Consider the following 10,831-nt stretch of genomic DNA (forward strand, 5'->3'; position numbering starts at 1 on the left):
AGCGTTTAGATCAAAGCCATTGTCTCTTCCGGGGTTGAGACATCGGCAACTATCGCAAAGCTACTTTCCGTCAGCGCCGACGCCTGTACGCCGTTAAGAATCGCTAGAGTTTCGCCACTACTCGTCATGCCCAGCAGGGTATTCGCTCCGTCTTGCGTCAGCGTCAAGTCAGTAAGCAACAATTCACCTTCGACGAGGCCGATCCGGTCGATGCCGACCTCAAAGTCGAGAATGGTATCTGTTCCATCGCCACTGCCAAAGACAAACAGATCGCTGCCGCTGCCGTTAGAAAAGTTGTCGCCAACGAGCGTGTCGTTGCCGGTGCCGCCCCTGATGTTGTCGTCGCCGTCGTCGCCCCAGATGAAGTCATCGCCGTCGTCGCCGCTGAGGATGTCGTTGCCGGACTTGCCACCGATGCGATCGCTCCCTTCACCGCCAAAGATGATGTCATTACCGCCCATGATGTTGTCTTGAGGAGAGCGATTATTGAAGTCGCCGCGCAGAATGTCGTCGCCCTTGCCACCGGTGATAATGTCGTCGCCAAGGTTGCCTGCTACGATGTCGTCGCCACCGAGGGCATTGATGGTATTGGCAGCAGTGTCGCCGAGGAGGGTATCGGCGGCGTTGGTGCCTATCCTCAGTGCTAGCTCGACCTGAATGCGTGCTCCGACTTCATCTAGGTTGGTGAGCTGGTCGGCGTAGGCATCGCCGACACCGCCCGTGTCGAGCAGTTCCTGGGTGGTAAGGGTGAAGAAGGCGACATCTTCGTGGGCGCGATAGCCGAGGGGAAGGTCGAATTCGTTGGCCCAGTCGTCAAAGTGGACGTGCGGTGGAGGCACTTCGCCGAACGGGTTTAGTTCGGGGCGCGACCAAAAGTTGAAACCGCTGAAGCCATCGCCGATGGAGGTTTTTTCGCCGATGTTGATACCTTCTGGCCCGAAGAAGAAGCCGTCTTGGAGGATTTCTTGGGTGTTGGTGTCGAAGGCGAAGTTGAACTGGTCGAAGGTAAGATGGTTGTCTTCGTAGGTGCGTAGGAGAGTGCCGTCGGGGGCGAAGAAGGAAACGTCAAATTCGGTGAGGTTTTCTTCGCGGACGATGCCGCCCTCGTAGGTTTGGCTGGGGTCGTAGCTGAAGTTGCCGGCGATGCTGGCACCTGCGATTTGGCCGGTCCAGTCGAAGGTGAAGGTGGTTTCTTCGTTGGGGGACTGAAGGTTAGCGTTGGTGAACATGGTGTCTGATGAGGTGTATGAGGGAGTAAAAGAGTCGGAGGTGTACTCAAAGAAAAAGACTATGTTTTGATAACGGTTATCATTCTCAAGATATATTACCGCGAGAAGTTCTCTTGGCAACTTCCCCTTCTTAGATAGTCGACTATTACGCCTATCTACGGTGGTGTGACGGTGTGACTGTCGATCTTTCCGTTAGTCCGGGAATACGCTAACGCCTGTTGAAACCGGGCTTGTGATGATGCCGCTTGTCTCAACAAGCGATGGGCAAGGCGATCTATACTGGCAGCAGCGGCTCGTATGCAGGTGAGCTAACGCCGATTGAAAACTGGGCCATGTGGGTGATGCGATCGCTTGCTGTAAACGCAACTTTGCACAGGGGTAACGACCTAGCTGACAGCACGTCTAGAGTCGCTAGTTACACAATAGTCCGATACCTAGAATGACACTTGAGATTCTGACTGAGGTGACGAGCGATGCCTGGGAAAGTTGGGGCGATCACGCTACCGATAGCTGGGACACGACAGTAGACGCTGTTTCTGACACCCGCGAAGATCTAACAGCAGTCGCCACTGATACTTGGGATAGTGCGATAGATATCGGCGCTGCTGTTCGAGAGGGCGTCGTAGCGTTTGCCGAAGATCCAAAAGGGACGACCGTCGAGTTTGTCACCGAGGATGTACCGGAATGGTTAGCTGAGAACGAAAGCACGGTGAATCGGGTTGCGGGTAGCTTGCAAGCGCTTGGCGGTGTAGGTGAGACTGCGTTGGGTATGGCGATAGTGCCCACAGGCGTCGGCACGTTTGGCACCACTTCTGTGCTGGGTGCTGGGGGTAGCGGCGCATAAGCTGGACAACACCTGGGCAGGACTCCAAGCGCTATGGACGAGTGAAGCGCAAGAGACCTATACGCAGCAGGAGATTACGCTTGACTCTGCTCTAGCGACCGACGAACGTGACTTTGCTTGCCTAAGAAGTAGTCACGTATTACCTGGCTGATGAATGGGAAGGGAAAGGCAAAATTCTGTTCCTTTTCCTTCTTCTGAGGTAAAGTTCATCTGCCCGTTGTGCTTTTCAGTGATAATCTGGTAGCTGATTGGCATGCCCATGCCAGTGCCTTTGCCGACTTCTTTGGTGGTAAAAAACGGATTGAGGATTTGGGATTGAACTGCTAGGGGAATGCCTGAACCGTTGTCTCGAATACGAATGCTAACAGTGTTTTCTTGAGCTTCTGTGATCAGCGTGATAGTAGGATCTTCTACTTTCTCTAAGGCGTCAATGGCGTTGCTTAAAATGTTCATCAAGACCTGATTGATCTGGCTAGGATAGCAGTCAACCAAAGGCAGGTTTCCATACTGTTTGACCACTTGAATTTGGGTATGCGCGTTGTCTGATTTGAACCGATGGTTCAAGATCACTAGGGTACTGTCGATTCCATCGTGCAAATTAACGGTTTTGACTTCAGATTCATCTAGCCGTGAGAAGTTACGCAGAGAAAGAACAATCTCTCGAATTCGCTGAGTACCCATGGACATAGACCCTAGCAGCTTAGGCAGATCTTCTCGAATAAAGTCAAGCTCTATTGTGCCTAGCGTTTCTTTAATGCTAGGCGATGCGTTTGGATAGGTTTCATGATAGAGATCGATTAGTTCTAATAGATCTTGAATATAGCTAGTTGCCGGTTTTAGATTGGCGTGAATAAAGTTAACTGGATTGTTGATCTCGTGGGCGACGCCAGCGACCATCTGACCTAGACCAGACATTTTTTCAGCCTGGATAATCTGGGCTTGGGTCCGCTGAATCTGTTGCAGTGCGCGGCTTAGTTCTTTTGATTGAGCTTTGAGAGTGGTTTCATTAGCTTTGCGATCGCTAATATCTCGCATAATCGAAGAAAAATGCTGTACCTCACCGCTTTTGACTTGATGACAAACAATCACATGAGAGACGGGGATATCAATGCCCCGATGGTCTCGAATAGTAGATTCTCCGGCCCAAATGCCCTGGCGCTCTGCCTGGGGTAAAGCAATGGTGATCAGTCTATCAGCAACGTCTGAAGGCATCAGATCGCTTAGTTTTAGCGATGCGATTTGCTGGGGCGTATTAACCGCAAATATGCGCTGCCCTGCTTGATTCAGGTAGTGATGATTTCCCTGTGCATCAGTGATGCTGATGACATCTGGCGTTGCCTCTAAGATAGCCAGCAGTCTGTTCTTGGTCTCTTCTGCTTCTTTTCGATCGGTGATATCTTCAACAATACCTAGAAGCCCATTCACTTTGCCGCTGGCGTCGTGGAGAGGAATTTTGCTGGTTTTGATCCAGGCTTGGCGTCCATTGGCCTGAAGCTGAGGTTCAACAATGTCAATCTCTGGCTGGTCTGCTTTCATAATGCGCTGATCGCACTCGATAAACCAGTCAGATTCTTCCTTTTTCCAAACTAGGTCATAGTCATTCTTACCCACTAGCTCTTCAATATCATTCTTGCCAGCTATGTTTGCAAAAGTTTGGTTGCAGCCTAGATAGCGACTGTCGCAGTCTTTCCAAAAAATAGCAGCCGGAACTGTATTGATCACCTGTTGCAAAAGCTGGCGTGATTCTGTGAGCGCTAATGCAGCTTGTTTCTTCTGGGTGATATCGGTAGAGCTGACGACTAGCTGAGTAATTTTACCGGTGGGGGCAAGGAGTGGATACACCGTCAGTTGCCAGTAGGTTGTATGCTCGCCAATAGCTAGCTTTTCTTCAAAAGATGCTACCTGACGAGTACGGACACAGTTGCTGTAGTGTCTTTGGTAGAGACCAAAAACATCAGAAGAAAACGCTGCGCTGAGCCGCTGGCCTTTAATTTGTTCAACTGGGACAGGACTCTGTGCAGCGCAGGCCCGATTGAAGGCGATGAAGCGAAAGTCCGCACCATCGTCTATCACTTCTAGCGCATACATCCTGTGCTCTGACATAGTCCACAGGGCATGATAAAACGCGCCGGGATCTAGAAGAGGTGGCTTGCTAGCGGTAGAATCGATAGAGGGGCTGCTGGCGGATATGACTTCATTCATCTGCTTTCAAACGGCTTTCTTCTGACATTACGAATATGCCCAAACCAGATGTGAGGCTGTCTGATCTTTGGGGAGGTATGAGGGCATTCTGATGGATCTCTTTGAGCATCGGCATCAGCAACTGAGCGAATCAGAAGCACCTTTGGCCGCGAGGATGAGGCCGCGATCGCTAGACGAATTTGTCGGTCAAGACGCCATCATCGGCCCCGGTCGCCTGCTGCGCCGCGCCATTCAGGCCGATCAGCTTTCGTCACTTATTTTCTACGGGCCGCCGGGCACGGGCAAAACCACCCTGGCTAGAGTGATTGCCAACACAACAATGGCCCAGTTCGTCGCGATCAATGCTGTGCTAGGCGGTGTCAAAGACATCAGGGCAGCGATTGAACAGGCTCAAACCCATCGCGGTCAGTTTGGCCGACGGACGATTTTGTTCGTCGATGAAGTGCATCGGTTCAACAAGGCGCAGCAGGATGCGCTGCTGCCCTGGGTAGAGAATGGCACGGTGATTTTGATCGGAGCGACGACCGAAAATCCTTTCTTTGAAGTCAATAAGGCACTGGTCAGCCGTTCTCGCGTGTTTCAGCTCAAGCCTTTGAACGCAGACGATCTAAGGGCAATTGTTCAACAGGCATTGAATGCTCCTAAAAGAGGATATGGAGAACAGAATATTCAGATCGATACTGACGCGCTAGAGCATTTGGTAAATGTGGCCAACGGTGATGCGCGAACGGTATTGAACGCTTTGGAACTAGCCGTAGAGACAACATCTGCTGATAGTGATAAGGCGATTCGGATTACGCTGCCTGTGGCCGAAGATTCGATTCAGCAGCGAGCAGTGCTGTATGACAAAGAAGGCGATGCTCATTTCGATATCATCAGCGCTTTTATCAAAAGTGTACGAGGCTCTGATCCAGACGCGGCACTGTATTGGCTGGCGCGGATGGTGTATGCCGGAGAAGATCCGCGCTATATCTTTCGGCGGCTAGTGATATTGGCTGGAGAGGATGTGGGCATGGCCGATCCGAATGCGGTAGTAGTGGTGACGGGCTGCGCGGCGGCGTTCGACCGGGTGGGAATGCCAGAGGGGCGCTATCCGCTGGCGCAGGCGACGCTGTATCTAGCGACAGCGCCAAAAAGCAACAGTGCGATGGCATTTTTTGACGCGCTAGCAGCGGTGGAAGCAGAGCGAGAAGGCGATGTGCCCAATGCGATGCGAGATGCGACCAGAGATAAAAAAGGGTTTGGTCACGGCGCAGGCTATCTGTATCCACATGCCTACCGCGATCATTGGGTAGCGCAGCAGTATTTGCCAGGTAGCTTACAGGGGCAGGTGTTTTATCAGCCGTCTGACCAGGGCTACGAGGCGCAGATTCAAACGCAGGTGGCCAGAAGGAGAGAGGCCCAGCTAGCGGCGCTGGTTGAACAAAATAATGAACGCTCGATGCCAGAAGCGCTGACTTATGGGCCGTTAGATCAGCAGCAAGATAGATGGCTACAGCGGGCAACGGGCGTTTTAGGTGAGCAGTTAGGAGAAGTGCGCGATCGCATTTTTACCCGGCTCAATCCTCAACGCCACCATGTCCTCCTAGATCTCAACGCCAGCACCGGTCTGCTCACTTGGGAAGCTGTTCGCCAAGTCCCAGAAGGCGGTGTCTATAGTTGTGTGCATACAGCTAAAGCATATAGCGCCCTGACCGAACAATCTGAAATGTTAGGAGAACTTTCTAGACCAAGAGTGATTCAACTGCAAAATTTTGACTGGCTAGAAGCGATCAAGAAAGAGCAATCTGCTGAAATCATCTTTGATGGCATTGTTGGAAGAAATGCATTGATAGCAATAGGTGATAAACACGCTGCGATTAAACAATTTTCCCAGTTATTGTGTCCGAATGGAATAATTGTTCTCGTTGAATCCATTCCTTCTCGCGCTCAAAGATTATCGGATTTATTGATCAAATCAGAACTAGAGCCTGCACTGTATGCTCAGCTTCTCAGTGCCGAATCTTATTTGTTCAACAATCCTGATGATCCAATGGTGAACTGGAATGTGACTGACTTGCAGTGCTACTTTGAACAGTCTAATTTTAACTGTGAGATAGAAGTTAGCAATTTCAAGACTGAGGTGCTGATTACTTCGGCACTTCTGAAAAGATGGTTAGGAGAAGGAGGAAAGTATTGCAATCGCCTCACCGCCCAAGGGGTTTCCTCTTCTGACCTTGTGCATCTTCGAAACTACTTTAGCTCGCACTTCGACAATAAAAACGTATCATGGGCACGCGACATCGCATTCATAGAAGCAAAGCACGCTTAGGCTACACAATGCTTTTCAATTTGACTACTCCGATGGAGACATCCATATTCTATTAGCTATATGAAGTAAGCTCTCTGCGCGTTCTTCAATCTCTGCTGCACTCCATTTTTCTTTTTGCAGAATACTACGACTTAACTCTATATGGGTATTTTCTAGTTTGGTTTTCTTTTCTGAAAATGGGAGGTTTCCAAGTTCTGAATTGTATGCAGTAAGTGTCAAGTTCCCAAAAGTATGGACTAATCTAGTGTGGATGTCTTCGGCCTCTGAACCTAATTCCTTTATCCATTCCTGACTCAACGTCTGTGGCATGACGTGCTCTATTGTCGCTGTCGAGAGATCTACAATTTCTTTATGGCCAAAGAATTTCTCAATGCGACAAAGGATGAAACGAGTGGTGGCCCTTCCATCGTATTGTGGTCCTTTCACAAAAGCGGACGAAAATTCGGCATTTTTAGGAAATCGGCTAGAACCACTTAAAGCAGATAAAGAATGCTGTAACCACGAGAAGCAATCTTTATCTGGCAAGTTCCTAGCTAGTTGAATGAATAGCTTGTTAAGTGGATTTGTGGGTATTCCGCAAACAGACCTTCTTACAACGAAAGATTCTACCAGCTTAAGAGATTCACCGAATTCTTCGTCTGCCATCTTTTCCTTTGAACGAGCATCAAACAGTCGCAGTAAGAGTGGGTAGGAAGTGGTTACTTTGATGTCTCTGATGTTTTTTAGGCTTTCTCGAATATTAGGTTATTCTTCTTTCTCAGAGAAAAGGATCTTTTCGTAAAAACCTCCGAATCTCCGCATAGATTGAACTTCCAGCTCAACTGTTTCCGCAGAATCCATATCTTTCAGCTTTGTCTTTATAGCTGCATAGATGCCACCCTTTTTTATATTATCTCCGTCCTTCATCGTGTAATGTCGCAGAAATTCAGTCAGGTTTGACTTCAAGGTCTCTTCCATTGGTACCCAATACTTCAGATAAACCCGTTCTTGTTCACCACCAGCAGAAATTGAGTGCTGAAAGCGCATCAGTAAGTAGTTTCTTACCAGATCGGCTTGAGTAAGTGGCTCTCCTTTAAAGTTCAAACTCTCAAATATTAGATATGGATCATCATCATCACTCAGATTGATCATCACTACTTGAAGGCATTGTTCCAAGACCGTCAGAACTTTGGCTGGTTCCACGGAATCACCATTTAGGTCAATACTGTTGATCAGTTTTTTCTTGAAGAAGTGATATGCAGAGGATATTTGAACATTCTTGTCTTTAGGCGGAACTTCTCGGTCTAAAGCAATCAATCGATAAGCGTCTCGATCTACTTGTGTTGGAACGAATTTCAGAGTGTCCTCTGGCTCACGAAATCGATTGGTCAGGTAAACTTCTTGTATTCGTGAGGCGGAATTATTATCTAGGACATCACGTAAGGTACAAAGCAGTATTGAGATAGTCGTAAGTCGCTGCTGCCCATCAATAATGAGATATTTACTTACACCCACAGGGGTACTACGAGCAGGCACTGACACGATTGCACCCATGAAATGGGTGCCACTATCACCCATGTCGTACTGCACAAGCAGATCGTCCCAGAGTGTTTGCCAGTTTGTTTGCGTCCATGTGTATGGCCGCTGAAAAAGAGGGATGAGGTTCTGTTTTTCCCCATTGAAGTACTGAATAACTTTGGCTGGGGAGGCTTCCATCTTGATTCTTTTACCGTGTGTCTTCAACAATTACCCAATCTTTAGGTAACACACAAGGCATCATAATATAGCTTGAACATCTACGAAAGCGGACAAATCGCTACCTAATTTGTAAAAAAGGCACATAGATCTACCTCAAGTATTTAAGTGGAGCTCTATCACCATGTCAGAGCATAAAGCTTGGATTGCTACGCTGGATGCCTCGGCTATATTGTATTATCGAGCTGACTAAAGCTCCTTTATTCCGAGTTGTGTACCATCTTCTCGTACCACAACATAGCGATAGCGCTGATCGGCCACTAGCCAGTAACGCTGGAGCTTCTCGTAGTCGAAGTTTCTGGGCACAATCACTTCAAAATGGCCCTGCTCTGGCACCCAGGCAATCCACCAACCCTGACTGTCGTAGCCAACAGAATTCCAAAAGCCTAGTCGAACCGCTTTTTCGGCTTCAGCAGTGATCGAAAAATTGACCTGTCGCCAGCTAGGTTGGCCAGCGTTACGCATTTCGCCTTGAGACGTATCTCGATTACTTTCATAATAGCGACTGAAATAAAGATTGAACCTGTCTCGCTCAGTAAGTAGCGTGAATGTGGTGCAGCCGTCGTACACCTCCAGCACATTGCGACCGTCGCTGGCAACAATATCGTAGGGCCAGGTGCCGATCCCTTCGCTGCCAGGGCCCTGGTACTTGGCTTCGAGTTCTTCGCTAGTCAAATAGTCAGAGAAGTCTGGACGCAATAGGCTACCGATAACGTAACGCTTGCGATCGCCCCTTAGCGCATCAAAGCGGTCAGTCAGGTAAATATCGCTCCCTTCAATGCGATCAAAGACGCCGGGCTCTGGGTAGAGGGGATTAGTGCTGATCTGCTGAAAGTGCGCCGCCATAACCGGGCCATACCATTCTGTACTCGCGGGGCGATCGCTGCAATTGGCCATCGCTGAGGTCATGGTCAGCGCCCAGGTCAATAGGCTAGTTCCGATGAATGCAAAGGGGGTTAACTTCATAATGTAGTAGAGACTTTTAGCCATTTAAACAGCGGTCTGTTAGCCGACTGAGTCTTCCTAGAACATAGGCAAATCAAGACAAATCAACGCATTCGCGACCATGCGGCGTACAAACTACAGCATAGTTAGGAGGTTGTATACACCTGCCAATTGTTACCAAATCTGTATATTCCGCTACGTTCAGTTACATCACGGATGCCATCTATGGCTCAACTCTGAAGGAAAAGTGTGAATATCGAGGTTTTCAGATTTTTTCTAGTGAAATGTAAACCATGCAGGCACGCGTAGCTGTGTTCACCCGCAGGGCGCAGCTATCTAGCAGCACACGAATATTCGCCTCATATTCACGACGACCTATAACACTAATTACCCTATGGCTGTATTAAAAGTTGGCATCAACGGATTTGGACGCATTGGCCGGTTAGTTTTTCGAGCGGCTGTGAATAACAGCAACATTGAGTTTGTCGGGATTAATGACTTGGTTGATCCCGAAACGCTAGCCTATCTGCTTAAGTACGATTCTACGCACGGTACATTTCCTGGCGAAGTCGAGACTCGCGATGGCGGTATCGTCGTCAACAGTCACTTCATTCCTTGCACCTCTATTCGCAACCCAGCCGAATTACCCTGGGGCGATCTTGGCGCTGACTATGTCGTTGAGGCCACGGGCCGTTTTACGACTCATGACACGGCGAATGCTCACCTCACTGCTGGTGCCAAGCGCGTTGTGATTTCGGCACCGACAAAGAGCCCTGGTGAAGTGCAGACTTTCCTCGTTGGGGTAAATCATGAAACGTTTGATCCAGCGAGCGATCGCATCGTTTCCAACGCTAGCTGTACCACCAACTGCCTAGCGCCGATTGCCAAAGTCATCAACGACAACTTTGGCCTAGTAGAGGGTTTGATGACCACTATTCACGCCTCTACGGCAACGCAGTACACCGTAGATAGCCCTTCTAGCAAAGACTTGCGTAGTGGCCGTGGCGCAGGCCAGAACCTGATCCCAGCCTCCACAGGCGCAGCTAAAGCAGTGACTTTGGTACTGCCCGAGCTGACTGGCAAGCTGACTGGCATGGCCGTTCGAGTGCCTACACCAGATGTCTCAGTGGTCGATCTGACTTTCCGCACCGAGCAGGCAACTAGCTACGCAGAGATCTGCGAACGGATGAAGGCAGCGGCTCAAAACGAACTGCGTGGCATTTTGGGCTATACCGAAGAACCTCTGGTTTCATCTGACTTTACTGGCGATCCTCGCTCTAGCATTTTCGATGCCAAAGCCGGTATGGAACTCAACGATCGGTTCTTTAAGATCCTCTCTTGGTATGACAACGAGTGGGGCTACTCCAACCGAGTGATGGATTTGATGCTGTACATGGCGCAGACAGAAGGCATCTTGACAACTGAGCCCTTGATGGCGAGCAGCATCGTAGCTTCTCTCTAGGAATATTTAGGGGCTGACTGGCTTGATGTAGGGAAATGGGGAATGGGGAAATGGGGGCACACTTCCCTGATCTCACAATCCCCTAGTTCCCTAATCCCCTACCG

The 10,831-nt window shown here is 49.3% G+C and carries 9 protein-coding genes; 4 read left to right on the forward strand and 5 right to left on the reverse strand.

Translation table 11 applies throughout. The features are described from left to right. Nucleotides 1–5: 5 nt before the first annotated feature. Nucleotides 6–1,229 (reverse strand): calcium-binding protein, encoded by a 1,224-nt coding sequence (locus IQ256_RS07965; RefSeq protein WP_193855007.1) that lies wholly within the window; start codon nt 1,227–1,229, stop codon nt 6–8. Nucleotides 1,230–1,474: 245 nt separating this feature from the next. Between IQ256_RS07965 and IQ256_RS07970 the strand changes: the two genes are divergently transcribed. Together IQ256_RS07970 and IQ256_RS07975 are read left to right on the forward strand one after the other, a co-directional pair. After that, on the forward strand, nt 1,475–1,672 hold the full coding sequence (locus tag IQ256_RS07970) for a hypothetical protein (protein ID WP_228024674.1): 198 nt from the start codon (nt 1,475–1,477) through the stop codon (nt 1,670–1,672). Beyond that, nucleotides 1,669–2,073, forward strand: a complete 405-nt coding sequence (locus IQ256_RS07975; RefSeq protein WP_193855009.1) for a hypothetical protein — start codon at nt 1,669–1,671, stop codon at nt 2,071–2,073. The genes IQ256_RS07970 and IQ256_RS07975 overlap by 4 nt, the downstream gene beginning before the upstream one ends. A 132-nt stretch (nt 2,074–2,205) precedes the next feature. On the opposite strand, the gene IQ256_RS07980 is transcribed toward IQ256_RS07975, so the two are convergent. Further along, entirely contained in the window at nt 2,206–4,275 is a 2,070-nt protein-coding gene (locus tag IQ256_RS07980; RefSeq protein WP_193855010.1) for a PAS domain-containing protein, read from the reverse strand. 91 nt (nt 4,276–4,366) lie between these two features. Between IQ256_RS07980 and IQ256_RS07985 the strand changes: the two genes are divergently transcribed. Continuing rightward, a complete protein-coding gene (locus tag IQ256_RS07985; RefSeq protein WP_193855011.1) occupies nt 4,367–6,586 on the forward strand; it encodes an AAA family ATPase in 2,220 nt (739 codons plus the stop codon). 24 nt (nt 6,587–6,610) lie between these two features. On the opposite strand, the gene IQ256_RS07990 is transcribed toward IQ256_RS07985, so the two are convergent. From IQ256_RS07990 to IQ256_RS08000, 3 genes are all read right to left on the reverse strand, one after another. Continuing rightward, complete coding sequence (locus IQ256_RS07990) at nt 6,611–7,231, reverse strand: HNH endonuclease family protein (RefSeq protein ID WP_193855012.1); 621 nt, start codon at nt 7,229–7,231, stop codon at nt 6,611–6,613. 99 nt (nt 7,232–7,330) lie between these two features. Beyond that, nucleotides 7,331–8,281, reverse strand: a complete 951-nt coding sequence (locus IQ256_RS07995) for a DUF262 domain-containing protein (protein ID WP_193855013.1) — start codon at nt 8,279–8,281, stop codon at nt 7,331–7,333. Between the two features lie 228 nt (nt 8,282–8,509). Beyond that, complete coding sequence (locus tag IQ256_RS08000) at nt 8,510–9,286, reverse strand: phosphoribosylaminoimidazolesuccinocarboxamide synthase (protein WP_193855014.1); 777 nt, start codon at nt 9,284–9,286, stop codon at nt 8,510–8,512. Between the two features lie 373 nt (nt 9,287–9,659). Here IQ256_RS08000 and gap point away from each other — a divergent pair, with 373 nt between their 5' ends. Then, nucleotides 9,660–10,727 carry a type I glyceraldehyde-3-phosphate dehydrogenase gene (gap, locus tag IQ256_RS08005; protein WP_193855015.1) on the forward strand — a complete coding sequence of 356 codons (1,068 nt, stop codon included), beginning with the start codon at nt 9,660–9,662 and terminating at the stop codon, nt 10,725–10,727. The last annotated feature ends 104 nt before the right edge of the window (nt 10,728–10,831 follow it).

This window comes from cf. Phormidesmis sp. LEGE 11477 (assembly GCF_015207105.1).
GTDB lineage: Bacteria > Cyanobacteriota > Cyanobacteriia > Phormidesmidales > Phormidesmidaceae > Phormidesmis.

Bases quoted from the DNA above. Each gene is read 5' to 3' on its own strand.
- IQ256_RS07965 (WP_193855007.1), bottom strand. From the start codon at position 1,229: ATGTTCACCAACGCTAACCTTCAGTCCCCCAACGAAGAAACCACCTTC.
- IQ256_RS07975 (WP_193855009.1), top strand. From the start codon at position 1,669: ATGACACTTGAGATTCTGACTGAGGTGACGAGCGATGCCTGGGAAAGT.
- IQ256_RS07980 (WP_193855010.1), bottom strand. From the start codon at position 4,275: ATGAATGAAGTCATATCCGCCAGCAGCCCCTCTATCGATTCTACCGCT.
- IQ256_RS07985 (WP_193855011.1), top strand. From the start codon at position 4,367: ATGGATCTCTTTGAGCATCGGCATCAGCAACTGAGCGAATCAGAAGCA.
- IQ256_RS07990 (WP_193855012.1), bottom strand. From the start codon at position 7,231: ATGGCAGACGAAGAATTCGGTGAATCTCTTAAGCTGGTAGAATCTTTC.
- IQ256_RS07995 (WP_193855013.1), bottom strand. From the start codon at position 8,281: ATGGAAGCCTCCCCAGCCAAAGTTATTCAGTACTTCAATGGGGAAAAA.
- IQ256_RS08000 (WP_193855014.1), bottom strand. From the start codon at position 9,286: ATGAAGTTAACCCCCTTTGCATTCATCGGAACTAGCCTATTGACCTGG.
- gap (WP_193855015.1), top strand. From the start codon at position 9,660: ATGGCTGTATTAAAAGTTGGCATCAACGGATTTGGACGCATTGGCCGG.